Source organism: Cerasibacillus sp. JNUCC 74, assembly GCF_053667775.1.
The window spans coordinates 2,381,957-2,398,740 of the sequence record NZ_CM132207.1 but is presented as its reverse complement, the minus strand read 5'-3'; the positions used below and the strand labels follow the sequence as shown (position 1 = coordinate 2,398,740).

Genomic DNA, 16,784 nt, shown 5'->3' with positions numbered 1-16,784 from the left:
CTATATTTATACTTATGTATGATCTGAATATAACGTGTCTGTCCGGTTAATAATCTAATTAATATTCGTTTTTTATGTCTTGTTAGAGAAGCAAATGATTGTTGGGATAAAATATATTTTTAATGCATATAGTTAGAGGGGAATTATTATCAAATACTTGATTAGCTTATCTATATAAATCAGTTTAAACATTATCAGGAAATATTGATTTTATCCCGCATGTAAGGTGCCGTAATACTCCCACTTCAAGAGCCTTTAGTTGATACAAAAGGGTCTAAGTGAGAGAAAACGGTACCTAAATGTCCGATTCGTTCAAAGGCCTTTAGGTCATACCCTTGTGGTACTAACATTCAGTAGGAGATGGAAGAAAACTCCTACTGAGTGGAGTTTCACTTTATCTCCATGGATTATGCGATATTTGGAAAAAGTATTTCTGAATCGCAAAGAATGAGTCCTTCAGTCGATAAATTTTGTTTTTAAATGGGTAGTGGAGATACAAAAAGCATAATTTTACAAGTGGTTAGATATTTTTAGAATTTATAATCGATTTGTATGTATTTGTTAAAACATTAAGTAATCAATAAAAACCTTATTAATAAGTAGAAAAAAAGTATACTAGAAAGCAAGCTTTTATTTTCAGAAATAAACGGTTTAGCTGATGCTTTGTTGACCTTAGAATGTATGACTGCAAACAATAACCATGACTGATCCCAATTTCACAGCTCTAATGTGTGAAAAATAATTGACAAGGCTATGAAATATTATTTCATATTATTTTAAAAATAATTGACATAAAGTTTTGGAAACGTGTACACTAAAGATAGTTAGATGAAGGAGTGAGTACGATGTTTGATAAGTTAAGCACAGAAACAAGGAACCAATATACTAAAAACCTGGATGAAATGTCTGTTATGGATATTATCACCATGATGAATAAAGAGGATAAGAGCGTACCAAAAATAATTGAAACACAACTTTCCTCGATTGAAAAAGCCATTCATTTAGTAATTCAGTCATTCAATCAAGAAGGAAGGCTTATATATATAGGTGCTGGAACGAGCGGAAGACTTGGAGTATTAGATGCTGTAGAATGTGTGCCGACATTTGGGGCAGAACCCGAGATGGTACAGGGGCTTATAGCTGGTGGTGAGGCAGCTTTTACAAAAGCTGCTGAAGGTGCAGAGGACGACTCGCATCTGGGAAAAAAGGATTTACAAACCATCGGGCTTACCGAGAAGGATACTGTTATTGGGATTGCAGCTAGTGGGAGAACGCCTTACGTTATAGGGGCTTTATCATATGCAAGAGAACGGAAAGCTAACACTGTGAGCATAGCTTGCAATAAGGAGGCGAAGATGAGCGAGTATGCAGACATTGCGATTGAATTAGAGACAGGACCAGAAGTCCTAACCGGTTCTACACGTTTAAAAGCTGGATCTGCACAAAAGATGGTATTGAATATGATTTCAACAGCTTCCATGATACGCATTGGTAAAGTGTATCAAAATTTAATGGTTGACCTTAAGTCTACGAATCATAAATTGGTGGAAAGGTCAAAGCGAATTATTATGGACGCTACAGAAGTAGATTATGAGACAGCCAGCGATTATCTTGAAAAAGCAAAGCATCATGTAAAAGTAGCCATTGTGATGATCTTACTCCAATGCTCCTGTGAGGAGGCAAGAGAAAAGGTTCTCCAAGCAAATGGTTTTGTGCGAAAAGCATTATTAAATTGAAGGGGAGGAGTTCGTAATGAGGAAAGAGGAGAGAATGGCACAAGAAATTTTAGGCCAAATAGGTGGACAAGATAATGTACAGCGCATTGCCCACTGTATGACAAGATTAAGACTCTCTTTGAAAGATGAAACGAAATTGGATCATGATGCATTGAAGCAGGTAGATGGGGTAATGGGCGTAGTTATTGATGAGACGTTACAAATTGTCATAGGTCCGGGAATGGTAAATCGGGTTGCGGAACAATTAAGCCAGATTACGGGACTGGGGATTGGCGAAGAAAGAGGTCCAGATGTAGATAATTTGACATTTGAGGAAAAAGCAGCACTGCAAAAACAACAAATAAAGCAAAAAAACAGAACACCATTTAAAAACTTTTTGCGCCGACTTGGCAATATTTTCATTCCGTTAATTCCAGGTTTGGTTGCCTCTGGTATTATTAATGGAGGCGCTAACTTCGCAAAAAACGCAGGTGCTGACCCGGAAACAACCTTGATGCAAATTTTACTACTTCTTGGAAGCGGTATCTTTACGTATTTGGCAGTACTTGTCGGGTGGAATACTGCAAAAGAATTTGGTGGAACTCCTGTATTAGGTGCGATTGCGGGCATGTTCTTATTTAATCCATTGCTTGCCGATATTACGATCTACGGTGAAGCACTAGTTCCAGGACGTGGTGGACTATTTGGAGTCATTTTTGCAGCTTGGTTAATGAGCTTTTTGGAAAAACGAGTTAGAAAAATTATTCCAGCAGCAGTGGATATTATTTTCACTCCATTGATTACCGTTTTAATTGTAGGTTTTGCGTCTTTATATGCAATAATGCCAGTAGCTGGACTTCTATCGGATGGAATTACAAATGGGTTAACTACATTAATTAATATGGGCGGATTTATTGCTGGTGCAGTATTAGCTGGTTTCTTTCTTCCTCTGGTAATGGTAGGACTGCATCACGGATTAACACCGATTCATTTAGAACTTATAAATACGTATAATAATACAGCTTTGCTTCCAATTCTAGCAATGGCAGGAGCGGGGCAGGTCGGTGCAGCGATTGCCATTTATGTGAAAACAAAAAATAATCGATTACGGAATATTATCAAAGGTGGTCTGCCGGTTGGATTTCTTGGAATAGGAGAACCTCTATTATATGGGGTTACCCTGCCATTAGGTCGTCCGTTTGTTACAGCGTGTTTAGGTGCAGCAATTGGTGGAGGATTTCAAGCGGTGATTCAAACTGCTGCTACAGGGATTGGTGTTTCCGGTTTATCACTTATCCCATTAATTGATGACGGCAAATTTATTCAATACTTTTTAGGACTTGTTATCGCTTATGCTGGCGGCTTCATCTTCACTTATTTATTTGGGTTTAAGGAAGAAATGGCGAGAGATATATAGATAATTGCAGGTATATCGAGGGAGGAACTCCTCTCTCGATTATTTAACAGACAAGGAGAATGGTATCAATGCTAGGAATTTCTGTTTATTTGGGTCATCAACAAATGAAAGAACAAGAAGCTTATATAAGAAAAATGAAACCATACGCGTTTGATTCGATTTTTACTTCTCTGCATATACCAGAAGATAATCCGGCCATGTATAAGGATCAACTGAAGGCATTAGGTTCTCTAGCTAACGAGTTAAATATGGAATTGATGGCTGATATTTCTCCAACTTCTCTTCAGACATTAGGATTTAATTGGGAAAATGCATCGGAATTAGTAAAGTGGGGCGTCACCGGTTTACGAGTGGATTATGGTGTAGATGAAAAAACCATTGCTCATTTATCCAAACAGATGAAAGTTGCACTTAATGCTAGCACACTAACATCTTCCACTTTAAAACAATTAAAACAAAACGGACTAGTAACAACATCAACGGAGGCTTGGCATAATTTTTATCCACGACCGGAAACCGGACTAGATTGGGAGGATTTTTTAGAGAAAAATAAATGGCTAAAAAATGAAGGAATTTCCATCATGGCTTTTATCCCGGGTGATCAAAATTTGAGAGGACCACTTTATGAAAAGCTCCCTACTTTGGAAGCGCATCGTTTTGTGTCACCGTTTGCGGCCTATCTTGATTTAAAAAATAAAGGAAAGATTGAAAAAATATTAATTGGCGATAACGGAATTAGTGAGTCTACACTCGAACAGTTCACTGCTTACCAAAAGAAAGAAGAAATAATCCTTCGGGCAGTACCAGCTCCATCTGTTACAGAAAAGGAAATTAAAGTAGCTTCAGGACGGCATACAAATCGAGCTGATCGAGCACGTGACTGTATACGATCGGTTGAATCTAGGCATTATGCTTCAATAGGAAAGGATAAAATTTCCCCTTCGCATTGTATAGAACGTTTAGTTGGATCGATTACTGTTGATAATGAACGTTATAAACGTTACCAAGGAGAAGTGCAAATAACGTTACGAGATTTACCAAGTGACAATCGAGTGAATGTGTTGGGAAGAGTAGTACCAGAGGATGTATTATTATTACGCTGGATCAAAGGCAATCAAACATTTCGAATTAAATGGATATAATTTACTATCATAGAAAATAAAAACCATCTATCGTAAAAATTTCAATCCACTCGATAGATGGTTTCTTTTTAGGAAGTTGATTGGATGTCGCAAATATTTGAATTCGAATAAAAGGAATTTTTACAGTTACGTTGTCTTTTAGCTAAACGATAACTATTCTGCTCACTCGTTTACATAGCTTTGACGTCCATTTTAACGAAAAACTATACGTATTGCTCTTGAAGGCTGGGTAGCTAAAATAGTCCATAATAAATCACTTAGATAAGTGGATTGTGATGCAGAGATTAACAAATTAGTCGATTATTTTTTAAAAATTAAAAGATGACTTCTACTGGAATGAGCAGAAACCATCTTTAATTTCTCGATAAAAAGCCTACGTATGTTTCGTTAAATCGTATCCCTTTTATCCTTGATTTTCTTCTTCTCTAAGCTGATCGACAGCTTCCTGATATTCGTCCTTACGTTTTTTTAGGTATGGCTTCACTCCGGCTGTATGGGCAGCACGACCAAGCATGTGCCCTCCAACCGGTGCTGTCAGCATAATAAACAGGATTGCCAAAAGCAGCTTACCACTAACAATAGCGTGTTCCACATAAAGGAAGATAAAGGCACCGATTAGTATAAAGGAGATGCCTAATGTAGAGGCTTTCGTAGCAGCATGCAGCTTTGTATATACATCAGGAAAACGGACAACTCCAATGGAAGCAGATAGTATGAAAAAAGTACCTGCAAGAATACATAGGGCGATCAGCACATTTAAAATGATGTTAATCCAAGTCTCTATCAATGATAACACCCTTTTCTAAATATTTTGCAATTGCAAGCGTTGAAAGGAATGAAAGGATACCGATGAGCAGAATGACATCATTTAAATTTGGTGTAACCAGATAAATTGACATGATACCTGCAACAGCCATTAAGTTTATGCCCATTGAATCTAATGCAACAGCCCGATCAGGCTGAGTAGGACCTGTAATAACTCGATATAACAAACATGCTAGTGAAATAGATATTCCGATAAACGAAATAATTACAGCAATATTTATTAAGTTTTCTGAAGCAGTTAATATGTTTGTCATTGTGTCACCTCCATAATTGCTTTTTCAAATGTATTTTTTATGGAGCGAATGGATTCATTGCTGTCATTAATATTCATGGCGTGAACAAAAAGTTTCGTATTATCACGGGAAACGGCAACTGACAGCGTACCCGGTGTCAGAGTAATTAAGTTAGCAAGTAACGTTATTTCCCAATTGCTTCTAAGCTCTGTCGGCAGTGCAAAGATACCTGGCTCGATATCTGGTTTTGGTGTATAAACAAGCTTCACGATATCAATATTTGATGAGACCAGCTCTTTAATAAATAACAAAATTAAATTAATAATTTTTATCACTCGTTTTAAATAGAAAGTGTCAGGAATAAATCGTCGCAATACAAGGAGAAGCACAATTCCTAATATATACCCTGAAATAAAGCTTGGAACAGAATAGGATTCTTTTAAAAACATCCACATGAATGCAATAATTAAGTTGATAACGATCTGAAAAGCCATTGGTCACTACTCCTTTAATACAGAATCAATGTAAATTTCCGGATCAAGTAGATACGTAGCAATCGACTCGATGTGCGGATAGAATAATTCTGCTCCAACACCTAATAATACAGATAATGCTAGTAGGGAAACAATAGGTGTTAATAAGCCGTTAATAGGTTTCTTTTCTATATGCGTCATCGCTTCTTTATCGCCCCAAAAGCCGTTAATAAAGATTTTTACAATGGAATATAGGATAAGAAGACTTGTAAGTAAGCCAATAATAACAATGGCAATTTCTCCTTCTTCAAATGCACCTTTTAATAATAACAGCTTACCAATAAAACCGCTGAATGGAGGTAAGCCTGCTAATACAGCCCCGGATAGGAATAATAACCAGCCCAATGATGGATAATGATGAATAAGCCCACCCATTTTTCGTAGATCGGAGGTTCCAGCGACAGATGCGATTACTCCGACTAATAAAAAGAGCGCAGTTTTAATAATCATATCATGAATTAAGTAATAGATAGATCCGCTTAATCCATCTGGATTTAAAACACCAATACCTAAAATGATAAACCCGATTGCCGGAATAATATTATAAGCAATAATTAGTTTTATATTCGAAGTAGATAATGCACCAATTACGCCAAAGATCATCGATAAGCCAGCGATCCAAATAAACATGTCATGTGTTAAATCAGTTTTATGGATAAAGATAAGTGAAAATGTGCGTAAAATCGAGTAAATTCCTACTTTTGTCAGTAATGCGCCAAATAGGGCAGATATGACCGGATTCGGGACAATATATGATTTTGGCAACCAGTAATATAATGGAAACAAAGCTGCTTTCGTAGCGAAAACGAAAAACAATAGAATCCCGATAGTAGTAATGATTCCCTGCTGTTCAACTTCTTGAACTCTCTCTGCAATTTGTGCCATATTTACGGTACCAACAACTGCATATAGAAATGCAACAGTGGTAACAAAGAGCATAGAAGAGAATAAATTAATTAACAAATATTTTAGGGATTCTCTTAATTGTACCTTTCCACCACCAAGTACGATTAAGCCATAAGAAGCCATTAAGAGCACTTCAAAAAATACAAATAAGTTGAATAAGTCTCCGGTAATAAATGCTCCGGATACACCTGTGATAAGGAAGAAGAAAAAGGGGTAGAAATAATAAATTTCCCTTTTTTCTAATCCTGCATGCGGTGCATAGAAAGCACATGCTGTTGCAATAACATTTGTTGTCAACACTAATATCGCTGCTAATCCATCCATTACTAAAATAATTCCGTAAGGTGCGATCCAGTCCCCGGTATTTAAAATGATCGTACCGTTTTCCAGCACATACCAAGTGATATAACCGGCAGTTCCTAAACTTATTAATGAAAACAGCTTCGTTAATGCCCTAGATAACTTCACCTTGCGATGAAAGAAAATTAGAATGATAGCTGATATTAATGGAATAATGATTGGTAATACTGCTAAATTACTCATTTTCGTTACCCCTTAACTCTTCCATATTGTCTGTATTATTTTCCTGAGAAGCCCGATAGGCTAACACCAAAAGGAGACTTGTAACACCAAAGCTGATTACAATAGATGTTAAAATCAGTGCCTGCGGCAACGGGTCCGTATAATTAGAAATACCTTCTCTTAGTATTGGAGGTTGTCCAGCTTTTAGCCGTCCCATCGTTAAAATAAGAATATGCGCACCATGAGAGATAAGAGCTGTACCAATGATAATTCGTATTAATTGTTTTTGTAATAAGTTATAGATCGCAGTTGCAAACAAAACTCCTGCTAATATGGATGTAATAATTTCCATAATTATTCAGCCTCCTTATTCTTTTTCATTTTAATGAGGCCAACTACTGCTAAAGCGGCGATGCCCAGTACAGAAATTTCGAATAATGTATCTAGGCCACGAAAATCGACTAAAATAACATTCACGATATTATCTCCGCCACCAAGCTTGTGGGAATTCTCTACAAAGTAATCGGAAATGGAATCAAACCATCTGCTGCTGTTTGCCGAAATAGCTACAATGGTTATTAATGCCCCGAAGGCAATGGAGATAATTGCATTTACTGTTTTTGTTTTTAGTGAGTCGGTTGACTTACGCATTTTTGGTAAATGGTAAAAACAAAGCAAGAACAAGGCAACCGTAACCGTTTCAATAACTAATTGGGTTAATGCAATATCTGGTGCCCGGTAAATAACAAACAGTATAGCTACACCAAAACCGACTACCCCAAGTACTAAAATAGCAGCAACATTATGATTCATATAAATAGTAGCAATAGCAGCAATGATCATAACGGCTACCACTGCAATTTCAATAAAAGATGGTTCAGCTAATTGGTCTGTACTAAAAGCAAATCCATCCGTTAAAAACATGTATACAACGGAAACGATAAGGACAGTGCTTAGTATTAAGGACATGTATGTCTTTAATGAACCTGTCATATAAAAGTTAGTGATACGCTTAGAAAACGTGTCCAGCTTGCTAATAATCCCATTATATATATGATTAAAACTAGCTTTACCAGGTAGAAAGTTGTAAACAGCTTGCCATTTCTTTCTGGTTATAAACAATACCGTTCCAATGCCTACAACGGCTAGTGACATAAATAACGGTGTTATAAAGCCATGCCAAAAAGAAACCTTATTGTATACGACTGCGTTATTGACTGCAGTTGCAGCGTGTTGTAAAAATGGAGCATTTACCATATTTGGGAACAAACCAATCAGAATAACCCCCGCTACTAAAATAATCGGCGAGATAAGCATGCCAATTGGTGCTTCATGTGGTTTTTTCGGTAATTGATCCAATTGTTTTTTGCCAGTAAATGTCCCAAAAAAGAAATACATGGAATACACAAATGTAAAAATACTACCGATAACTGCTAAATAAGGAATAACTTGACTCCAACCACCTGATCCTAAACCAAGTGTGGCGTCAAAGAACATTTCCTTGCTATAAAAACCGTTTAAAAATGGCAATGGTACTCCAGCCATCGAGAATGTACCAAAGATCGCCAAAGTAGCTGTGATTGGCATGAGTGTTGCTAAACCGCCAAGCTTACGAATATCCCTTGTACCCGTTTCATGGTCGACAATACCTGCTACCATAAACAGACTACCTTTAAATGTTGCATGGTTTAAAATATGAAAAACAGCTGCAAATATAGCGATCGGAGATCCAAATCCTAGCATTGCCATAATCATTCCAAGCTGACTAATGGTAGAAAATGCTAGAATTGCTTTTAAATCGGTTTGTCTCACGGACATATAAGAGCCCCAACATAATGTAATAATTCCAATAACACTTACAACAATAAAGAACCATTCATATGTTGCAAATATTGGAGAAAAACGAGCAACTAAAAATAAACCAGCTTTTACCATTGTAGCTGAGTGTAAATAGGCACTGACCGGAGTGGGTGCTTCCATAGCATCAGGTAGCCAAATATGGAAAGGAAATTGAGCAGATTTTGTAAATGCTCCTATTAAAATAAAGCCTAAAATCAATGGTAAATAATTACTGCTTAAAATCATATCTACTTGCTGAATCATCTCCTGTATGCTCGTTGTTCCAGTAATTACATACAACAAAATGAATCCGCCCAACATGCTTAGCCCGCCAAAGACAGTAATTAGCATTGATTTTAATGCACCATAACGGGAACGTTCTTTGAAGTGCCAGTAACCGATAAGTAAAAAGGATGATATCGATGTTAATTCCCAAAATGTATAAAGCACAAAAATGTTGTCAGATAGTACGACACCGAGCATTGCACTCATAAACATGAGTAAAAAAACATAAAAATTACCTAGCTGTTCGGACTTGTCTAGGTAGTAGATGGAATAAAATACAACTAATGCACCTATCCCACTAATTAATAAGACAAACAACAGACTTAAACCATCCAAGTACAAATCAAAATTAATTCCTAGCGATGGAATCCAATTATATTGCTCCATAACCGGTGAAAAATCAGTGCCGATAAAGGAAGCAAAGTAAATAAAAATAAAGAATGGCACAAAGAAAACAAAGATTCCTGTATGTATTTTTGTTTTTAATTTACTTAATGCAGGTATAAAACATGCAATAAGAAGTGGAATGAGTACTGCAAATAACATGGATTGGAATTCCTCCTTTATAGACTGAAACGGCTTTTAAAAATAATTGCTTTCTATGAACACCAGTAACCCAACTTTAATTGGTTCTCGGCTTTACATGCGTGGGCAGACCCGTGACGAGGATAAATAATCATATTTTGTTATTTTTATACGTAATTACTTATTCCATTACAATAATTAGAGAATGGTAAAATGTGGTATTAAATCCATATTAGAATTGGTTGGGTCAAACTTTTGTCCTAGAGTAAAAATATTAGAAATGGATGGACTACTACCTTCGTATGTAAGAAGCCTTATACAAAGACATTTTAACACATTAAATTATCAATAAAAATAAAAAACCCTTAGAAATCACAAATTCGTAAAGGGTTTTTTAGTTTCTTCATATTTAATATAGCGATAAAAATTTAACCTGATTTTATGTTTTTTATTTTATCCGATAGCTGTCTTCTATGAATTTCTTCTTCAATTAAAGAGAGAAAATCAGGGCTTAGATTTAATTCATTTGCTGTAATGTATGATTCGAGCAATAGTTCGTCCGACAAATGTTCCATAAATACAGCCCTCCTAAAAGTAAAAATCTTCTGTAATAAGTTATTAATAATTTACCATGAACCTAAATCTAGGACAAGGTTGAAGTTATCTACAATTGGCTGTAGATAACCTGTGTACAAAATTGGAAAAAATGCTAGAAACGCATATAAATCAACTCGAAAAATGTTAATAAAGTTATCCACAGTGCAAAAAAAGGGGGGATTTGTCGAACGATTTATTCAAATAACTTGCATATTATACGACGTTCATGAAAACTAAAAGCAACGATATAATGTGTTATGAATAAAAATTCAAGGCAAACAGCTTATTAAAATTTATAAAGGACTTCTCTTTATTTTTCTAGAAAGTTGAAAAGGATAAGGTTATAATTGTATCTTGTAGTAAGTAGAAAGATGATAATGAGGTGTAACTGTGCTGAAGAAGTTTTTGCCGAATGAGCATGTAAAAAGTATATTTGAAATCCATCCGAGTGCTTTAAAAGAAAAGGGAATTAAAGGTATTATTACCGATTTGGATAATACATTAGTCGCTTGGGATGTTAAGGATGCAACTTCAGAAGTAATTCAATGGTTTCAATTAATGAAGGAACATGACATTAAGGTTACAATTATATCGAATAATAACAGTGAAAGAGTTAGGGTCTTTTCGGAACCGTTAGATACGCCATTTGTATTTAGTGCTCGTAAACCGTTAACAAAGGCATTTAAAACAACCGCTAAAAAAATGGGATTAAAAAAAGAGGAAATTGTTGTCATTGGCGATCAAATTTTAACGGATATATTTGGTGGGAACATCGCGGGATTTTATACTATATTAGTTGTTCCCATCATTCAAACAGATGGACGATTAACGAGAATTAATCGAAAAATTGAACGTCGAATCCTTGCATATATGCGTAAAAAAGGAAAGATTAGCTGGGAGGAATAAATTTGGAAACAATTTATTGTCAAGGCTGCGGGGTACATATTCAGACAACTGATAAAAGTGAGCTTGGGTATACACCTCCATCCTCACTAACTAAAGAAGATGTATTATGTCAACGATGCTTTCGATTAAAACATTATAATGAAATACAGGATGTCTCTTTAACAGATGGCGACTTTTTAAAAATGGTTGGAACAATCAGAAACACTCAAGGTCTTGTCGTTCATATCGTTGACATTTTTGATGTAGACGGGACTTTAATTAGCAGCTTGTCGCGTATTGTTGGTAATAAACCGATCCTGTTAGTCGGTAACAAAGTGGATCTTATCCCTAAATCTGCAAATAAAAGAAAATTATTGCAATGGCTTCGTGCTCAAGCGAAAAAAGCTGGAATAAAGGTAGTAGATTGTTTTTTGATTTCTTCTATGAAAGGCCATGGGTTGGAAGAATTAACAGAGCAAATTGAAAGACAGCGAAAAGAGAAGAATGTTTATATCGTAGGTACCACGAATGTAGGTAAATCAACGTTTATTAATCGACTAATCAAGCAATCCACTGGATATAGTGAAGTAATTACCACTTCCTATTTTCCTGGGACGACGCTTGGCTTTATTGAAATCCCATTAGACGATAATTCATCTCTAATTGATACTCCCGGTATTGTAAATAAACAACAGATGGCGCATTATATTTCTAAGGATGATTTAAAAGTAATCACGCCGAACAAGGAAATAAAGCCACGAGTATATCAGTTAAATCATGGACAAACTTTATATTTTGGCGGTTTAGCAAGATTAGATTTTATAAAAGGGGATAAGCAATCGTTTGTTTGTTATTTTTCAAATCAATTACCCATCCATCGAACCAAACTGGAAAAGGCAGACGAACTATACGAAAACCATTTAGGAGAATTATTATCCCCACCAACAAAAGCCTCTGTCGATAAAGTTCCACCATTTATTGCGAGTACATTTCGCATAGAGGCAGGTAAGTATGATATTGTTTTTCCTGGTTTAGGCTGGGTAAGTATTTTAGGAAATGGAGCTACCGTAACAGCCCATCGACCAAAAGGTGTTGCTGTTTCGATAAGGGATTCATTTAATTAGGAGGAGAGTACTAGTGGTATATCGTTTCGGCTTAATCGGATATCCAATTTCTCATTCGTTATCACCGTGGATACACGAACGGTTTATGGAGAAAACGTCAACCAAAGGAACGTATTCACTATTTGAGTTTACGCAACAAACACCTGTAGAAGGGATTGTCAAGCATTTAAAGTCCATAAACGTACATGGCTTTAATGTAACTGTTCCCTTTAAACAGCAGATCATGCCTTTTCTGGATGAGATAGATCCGATTGCTAATCGAACTGGAGCTGTTAATACGGTAATAAATAAAAATGGAAAATGGATCGGTTATAACACAGATGGAGTCGGCTATGTACGTTCTTTACAGGATAAGTTTCCAAACTTGTTTAAAATGACACCTCGTCGTGCACTGATTCTTGGTGCGGGTGGCGCTGCTCGAGGGATCTTTACTGCATTGGATCAGTTTCATTTTGATCAGATTGACATTGCTAATCGAACAAAAGAAAAGGCTGCTACTATTTGTCGTTATGCAAATAAAGACTCCCAAGTGTTGTCCTTCGTGGAAGCAGAAGCAAAGTTAGCGGATTATGATATTGTGATTCAGACAACTTCTGTGGGTATGAAGCCTAATATAGAGCAAACAATAATTGAAAACAAGAATTTTCCGTCCAATGTGATTTATAGTGATATCATCTATCAACCGATGAAGACGAAATTTTTGCAGCAGGCAGAAAAGAGTGGAGCACCTGTCCATTATGGTCATACGATGTTACTATATCAGGCACAATATGCTTTTGAGATCTGGACCGGGAAAAAGCCAGATATTGGAATGATGGAAGATGAGTTAGAGCAAATTTTGAAAGGAAGATAGTATGTTAACAGGGAAACAAAAACGTTTTTTACGTGCTGAAGCAAATCAACTGAAGCCGATTTTTCAAGTTGGTAAAATAGGTGTAAATCAAAATATGGTTACTCAAATTGAAGATGCTTTGGAGAAAAGAGAACTATTGAAAGTAAGCATTTTACAAAATTGCCTAGAAGATAAAACGATCGTTGCCGAACAATTAGCTGAAGGAACAGGTGCTGAAATTGTACAAATTATAGGGAATAACATCGTCCTTTATAAAGAATCTAAAGAAAATAAGCATATTCAACTTCCGTAAAGGGTGGTATCATGGAACGAATTGGTATATTAGGGGGAACTTTTGATCCACCACATATTGGACATTTAATTATTGCGGAAGAAGTTCGGCTCGCATTACATTTAGCTGAAATTTGGTTCATCCCATCTTATACACCTCCTCATAAGGAAGAGGCAAAAACAAGTCCGGATCATCGGTTAGAGATGGTTCGGCTTGCTATTAAGGATAATCCTTATTTTAAGGTGAATACAGTGGAATTAGAAAGAAGCGGTAAGTCTTACACGATTGATACGATTAAGGAATTGCAAAAACGTTATTTGGATAAGGAATTTTATTTTATTATTGGTGCAGATATGGTTGAATATTTACCGAAGTGGCATCGGATTGAGGAACTTTCCGAATTAGTTACTTTCGTTGGGGTGAAACGGCCAAATTATCAATTAAAAAGCAGTTTTCCTATTAAAGAAGTTGATATACCCCTAATTGAAATTTCATCAACATTGCTGCGAAAACGTTGTGCTAAAGGGGAATCTGTAAACTATTGGTTACCTCAATCCGTTTATCATTATTTGAAGGAGCATCATTTATATGGATATTGATACAGCGATAGAGAAAGTGAAACCACAGCTTACAAAAGAGCGATTTGCCCATTCATTACGAGTGGCTGAGTTGTCTAAAAAATTAGCTAATCAGTTTGGAGAAAATGAATATAAGGCGGAATTAGCCGGTGTGTTACATGATTACGCCAAATATCGTTCAAAGGAGGAAATGGCTCGGTGGATTTTGACTACATCTTTACCAAAGGATTTGCTTCAATATCATCATGAGCTATGGCATGGTCCGGTTGGTGCTCTGTTAGTAGAAAAAGAACTCGGCATCCAAGACAAAGTGATCCAAGAGGCAGTTCACTACCATACAACTGGTAGGGCGTATATGAGTAAGCTGGAAAAGATTATTTTTTTAGCAGATTATATGGAACCGGGTAGAAAATTCCCTGGAGTGGATAAAGTAAGAGAAGTAGCAAAAAAGAATTTAGAACAAGCTTGTTTCATGGCATTAACAAATACTATTCAGTATTTGCTCGGAAAACAGGCTACCATCTATCCTGATACATTTCAGGCATATAATTATTTTAATCGAAAAATTAAGGAGGAATTAGTTAGTGGAAAATAAGAACATTGTACAATTAGCGGCAGAAGCTTGTGATGATAAACGCGCAGAAAACATCCTGGTACTTGATATGAAAGAGGTTTCTTTAATAGCTGATTATTTTTTAATTTGTCATGGTAATAATGAGCGACAAGTACAAGCAATTGCTCGAGGAATCAAAGAAAAAATGGAAGAAAATGAAGTTACTTTGTATCGATTAGAAGGCTTTGACCAAGCTAGATGGATTTTAGTAGATATAGGTGACGTAGTTTGTCATGTCTTTCATAAAGATGAGCGAGGTTATTATAACTTAGAGCGGCTTTGGGGAGATGCTACAGAAATTCCAGTTTTAACAAGACAGGACCAATAGCTATGGCATATGAACGAATGGCAGACCTTTATGATATATTTATGAATGACGCACCTTATGATAAGTGGATTAAATTTACCTCGTCATTACTCGGTAATAAAGCGATCACTCTAGCTGATTTAGGTTGTGGTACTGGAGAGCTTACATTACGATTAGCACAAAAGTTTGATCAAGTTATCGGTATAGATAGTGCTCCTGAGATGTTAGCTTATGCAGAACAAAAAAGTCGATTAGCGGATGTATCGGTTCAATGGGTCTGTCAAGATATAAGAAGTCTTGACGGGTTCTGTAATCTTGGTGCAGCGGTTAGCTTTTGTGATGTCATCAATTATATAACGTCAGAGAGTGAGTTAATCCAGGCCTTTCAGCAGATCAACAATGCTTTAAGCCCTGGTGGAATTTTTTTATTTGATATACACTCCATTGACTTTATAAGGAATTACTATTTGGATCAAACATTTGCTGATGTTACAGATAATGCAGCATACATATGGTTTTGCTCAGAAGGAGAACACTCAGGTGAAATGTACCATGACTTGACATTTTTTGTGAAAAATAAAGAAGGCAATTACAAGAGATTTCATGAAGTTCATTACCAACGAACATTTTCAGTTGATTTTTATAAAAAAATTTTAGATAGGGTAGGCTTTGAAAATATAAACATATATGGTGATTTTTCAATAATAGAAAATAGTGTAACCGAAAATACATCAAGAATTTTCTTTTCAGCAGAAAAAAGTAAGTAATTATCTTTTATTCATGAAAAAGGAGTTTAGATGGTACATGTGGAATAGACAGTATGATAGGAGATTATGTTTTATATTGTCTCATACCTCTTCAGATAAAGTTGAGCTAACTGTTATAAGTTAGCTAAAAGGAGGTGAACCCCAATGTATCTCACCAGTAAATTAAAAAAAGTTTTTTTCCTTATTGCAGTTCCATTAGCTATTATTATTGTGTTATTATTAGCGAATGAAAGAAATCAAAACCAAAAAGAGTCGTCTATTATAATTAATGAAAAGCCAAAGGAGGACTCAACAGACCCATTAGCTAATCAATCCTCAGAAGAAGCATCAACAAATACCTCTGTTTTTATTGATATAAAAGGAGAAGTAAAACAGCCAGGAGTATATGAAATGAAAGCACAAGATCGGGTGATTGATGCGATTAAAACTGCAGGTGGATTTACAGCAAACGCAGATCAATCACATGTTAATTTAGCACAAAAATTGCAAGATGAAATGGTAATCGAAGTAATTGCCAATAATGAGGATTCAGCTATCTCGACTACTTCAGGAGCTGCAACAACGGAAAAAATAAACATCAATCAAGCAACTACTGAGGAAATTGAGGAATTAAATGGAATTGGACCAAGTAAAGCAGCAGCAATTATCCAATACCGAGAGGAAAATGGAATGTTTAAACAAATGGAGGACTTATTGAATGTATCTGGAATTGGCGAAAAAACGTTAGAAGCGATTCAAGATGATATTCAAATACCATAGAAGGATATGCTCAAAAAGGGGATAAAAAGCTGAAGGCAGCTAAGATCATCATATCTTTTTTGAACGACCTTTAGATATTAAATTATGA

19 protein-coding genes are annotated in these 16,784 nt (G+C 35.9%); 12 read left to right on the top strand and 7 right to left on the bottom strand.

The window, feature by feature from the left end; all coding sequences use genetic code 11:
* Positions 1 to 845 precede the first annotated feature (845 nt).
* The 3 genes from murQ (at position 846) to JNUCC74_RS10725 (ending at position 4,274) form a co-directional block, all read left to right on the top strand.
* The gene (gene murQ, locus JNUCC74_RS10735) at positions 846 to 1,736 is read left to right on the top strand and encodes an N-acetylmuramic acid 6-phosphate etherase (protein WP_454065341.1); all 891 of its coding nucleotides are present in this window, start codon (positions 846 to 848) and stop codon (positions 1,734 to 1,736) included.
* 16 nt (positions 1,737 to 1,752) lie between these two features.
* Positions 1,753 to 3,132, top strand: coding sequence for a PTS transporter subunit EIIC (locus JNUCC74_RS10730; protein ID WP_454065340.1), 1,380 nt, complete (start codon positions 1,753 to 1,755; stop codon positions 3,130 to 3,132).
* A 68-nt stretch (positions 3,133 to 3,200) separates the two neighbouring features.
* Complete coding sequence (locus JNUCC74_RS10725) at positions 3,201 to 4,274, top strand: DUF871 domain-containing protein (protein ID WP_454065339.1); 1,074 nt, start codon at positions 3,201 to 3,203, stop codon at positions 4,272 to 4,274.
* Positions 4,275 to 4,677: 403 nt separating this feature from the next.
* On the opposite strand, the gene mnhG is transcribed toward JNUCC74_RS10725, so the two are convergent.
* The 7 genes from mnhG to sda all read right to left on the bottom strand — a co-directional run bounded on the left by mnhG (position 4,678) and on the right by sda (position 10,517).
* Positions 4,678 to 5,061, bottom strand: a complete 384-nt coding sequence (gene mnhG / locus JNUCC74_RS10720; protein WP_077321024.1) for a monovalent cation/H(+) antiporter subunit G — start codon at positions 5,059 to 5,061, stop codon at positions 4,678 to 4,680.
* Entirely contained in the window at positions 5,042 to 5,353 is a 312-nt protein-coding gene (locus JNUCC74_RS10715) for a Na(+)/H(+) antiporter subunit F1 (protein WP_077321022.1), read from the bottom strand. Before JNUCC74_RS10715 ends, mnhG begins: the two co-directional genes overlap by 20 nt.
* Entirely contained in the window at positions 5,350 to 5,826 is a 477-nt protein-coding gene (locus JNUCC74_RS10710) for a Na+/H+ antiporter subunit E (protein WP_454065338.1), read from the bottom strand. Before JNUCC74_RS10710 ends, JNUCC74_RS10715 begins: the two co-directional genes overlap by 4 nt.
* A gap of 6 nt (positions 5,827 to 5,832) precedes the next feature.
* Positions 5,833 to 7,314: a Na+/H+ antiporter subunit D gene (locus JNUCC74_RS10705; protein WP_454065337.1), complete on the bottom strand. Its 1,482-nt coding sequence runs from the start codon at positions 7,312 to 7,314 to the stop codon at positions 5,833 to 5,835.
* The gene (locus tag JNUCC74_RS10700; protein WP_454065336.1) at positions 7,307 to 7,645 is read right to left on the bottom strand and encodes a Na(+)/H(+) antiporter subunit C; all 339 of its coding nucleotides are present in this window, start codon (positions 7,643 to 7,645) and stop codon (positions 7,307 to 7,309) included. Before JNUCC74_RS10700 ends, JNUCC74_RS10705 begins: the two co-directional genes overlap by 8 nt.
* Positions 7,646 to 7,647: 2 nt before the next feature.
* On the bottom strand, positions 7,648 to 9,963 hold the full coding sequence (locus tag JNUCC74_RS10695; RefSeq protein WP_454065335.1) for a Na+/H+ antiporter subunit A: 2,316 nt from the start codon (positions 9,961 to 9,963) through the stop codon (positions 7,648 to 7,650).
* 407 nt (positions 9,964 to 10,370) lie between these two features.
* Positions 10,371 to 10,517, bottom strand: a complete 147-nt coding sequence (gene sda / locus JNUCC74_RS10690; RefSeq protein ID WP_077321013.1) for a sporulation histidine kinase inhibitor Sda — start codon at positions 10,515 to 10,517, stop codon at positions 10,371 to 10,373.
* Between the two features lie 412 nt (positions 10,518 to 10,929).
* Here sda and JNUCC74_RS10685 point away from each other — a divergent pair, with 412 nt between their 5' ends.
* From JNUCC74_RS10685 to JNUCC74_RS10645, 9 genes are all read left to right on the top strand, one after another.
* A complete protein-coding gene (locus JNUCC74_RS10685) occupies positions 10,930 to 11,445 on the top strand; it encodes a YqeG family HAD IIIA-type phosphatase (protein WP_454065334.1) in 516 nt (171 codons plus the stop codon).
* 2 nt (positions 11,446 to 11,447) lie between these two features.
* Positions 11,448 to 12,548 (top strand): ribosome biogenesis GTPase YqeH, encoded by a 1,101-nt coding sequence (gene yqeH, locus JNUCC74_RS10680; RefSeq protein ID WP_454065333.1) that lies wholly within the window; start codon positions 11,448 to 11,450, stop codon positions 12,546 to 12,548.
* Between the two features lie 13 nt (positions 12,549 to 12,561).
* Positions 12,562 to 13,401, top strand: a complete 840-nt coding sequence (gene aroE, locus JNUCC74_RS10675; RefSeq protein WP_454065332.1) for a shikimate dehydrogenase — start codon at positions 12,562 to 12,564, stop codon at positions 13,399 to 13,401.
* A 1-nt stretch (position 13,402) separates the two neighbouring features.
* Positions 13,403 to 13,693, top strand: a complete 291-nt coding sequence (yhbY, locus tag JNUCC74_RS10670; protein ID WP_077321005.1) for a ribosome assembly RNA-binding protein YhbY — start codon at positions 13,403 to 13,405, stop codon at positions 13,691 to 13,693.
* Positions 13,694 to 13,704: 11 nt separating this feature from the next.
* Positions 13,705 to 14,271, top strand: a complete 567-nt coding sequence (locus JNUCC74_RS10665; protein WP_454065331.1) for a nicotinate-nucleotide adenylyltransferase — start codon at positions 13,705 to 13,707, stop codon at positions 14,269 to 14,271.
* The gene (gene yqeK, locus JNUCC74_RS10660) at positions 14,261 to 14,845 is read left to right on the top strand and encodes a bis(5'-nucleosyl)-tetraphosphatase (symmetrical) YqeK (RefSeq protein ID WP_454065330.1); all 585 of its coding nucleotides are present in this window, start codon (positions 14,261 to 14,263) and stop codon (positions 14,843 to 14,845) included. Before JNUCC74_RS10665 ends, yqeK begins: the two co-directional genes overlap by 11 nt.
* Positions 14,835 to 15,191, top strand: coding sequence for a ribosome silencing factor (rsfS, locus tag JNUCC74_RS10655; RefSeq protein WP_454065329.1), 357 nt, complete (start codon positions 14,835 to 14,837; stop codon positions 15,189 to 15,191). Before yqeK ends, rsfS begins: the two co-directional genes overlap by 11 nt.
* A gap of 2 nt (positions 15,192 to 15,193) precedes the next feature.
* On the top strand, positions 15,194 to 15,937 hold the full coding sequence (locus tag JNUCC74_RS10650) for a class I SAM-dependent DNA methyltransferase (protein ID WP_454065328.1): 744 nt from the start codon (positions 15,194 to 15,196) through the stop codon (positions 15,935 to 15,937).
* Positions 15,938 to 16,081: 144 nt separating this feature from the next.
* Positions 16,082 to 16,696, top strand: coding sequence for a helix-hairpin-helix domain-containing protein (locus JNUCC74_RS10645; protein ID WP_454065327.1), 615 nt, complete (start codon positions 16,082 to 16,084; stop codon positions 16,694 to 16,696).
* Positions 16,697 to 16,784 lie beyond the last annotated feature (88 nt).

What these genes read in the sequence shown, in the direction of transcription:
- JNUCC74_RS10705 (WP_454065337.1), bottom strand. Translation starts at nt 7,314, where the DNA reads ATGAGTAATTTAGCAGTATTACCAATCATTATTCCATTAATATCAGCT.
- JNUCC74_RS10715 (WP_077321022.1), bottom strand. Translation starts at nt 5,353, where the DNA reads ATGACAAACATATTAACTGCTTCAGAAAACTTAATAAATATTGCTGTA.
- yhbY (WP_077321005.1), top strand. Translation starts at nt 13,403, where the DNA reads ATGTTAACAGGGAAACAAAAACGTTTTTTACGTGCTGAAGCAAATCAA.
- JNUCC74_RS10730 (WP_454065340.1), top strand. Translation starts at nt 1,753, where the DNA reads ATGAGGAAAGAGGAGAGAATGGCACAAGAAATTTTAGGCCAAATAGGT.
- JNUCC74_RS10665 (WP_454065331.1), top strand. Translation starts at nt 13,705, where the DNA reads ATGGAACGAATTGGTATATTAGGGGGAACTTTTGATCCACCACATATT.
- JNUCC74_RS10710 (WP_454065338.1), bottom strand. Translation starts at nt 5,826, where the DNA reads ATGGCTTTTCAGATCGTTATCAACTTAATTATTGCATTCATGTGGATG.
- sda (WP_077321013.1), bottom strand. Translation starts at nt 10,517, where the DNA reads ATGGAACATTTGTCGGACGAACTATTGCTCGAATCATACATTACAGCA.
- JNUCC74_RS10725 (WP_454065339.1), top strand. Translation starts at nt 3,201, where the DNA reads ATGCTAGGAATTTCTGTTTATTTGGGTCATCAACAAATGAAAGAACAA.
- yqeK (WP_454065330.1), top strand. Translation starts at nt 14,261, where the DNA reads ATGGATATTGATACAGCGATAGAGAAAGTGAAACCACAGCTTACAAAA.
- JNUCC74_RS10645 (WP_454065327.1), top strand. Translation starts at nt 16,082, where the DNA reads ATGTATCTCACCAGTAAATTAAAAAAAGTTTTTTTCCTTATTGCAGTT.
- JNUCC74_RS10650 (WP_454065328.1), top strand. Translation starts at nt 15,194, where the DNA reads ATGGCATATGAACGAATGGCAGACCTTTATGATATATTTATGAATGAC.
- JNUCC74_RS10695 (WP_454065335.1), bottom strand. Translation starts at nt 9,963, where the DNA reads ATGTTATTTGCAGTACTCATTCCACTTCTTATTGCATGTTTTATACCT.
- murQ (WP_454065341.1), top strand. Translation starts at nt 846, where the DNA reads ATGTTTGATAAGTTAAGCACAGAAACAAGGAACCAATATACTAAAAAC.
- JNUCC74_RS10700 (WP_454065336.1), bottom strand. Translation starts at nt 7,645, where the DNA reads ATGGAAATTATTACATCCATATTAGCAGGAGTTTTGTTTGCAACTGCG.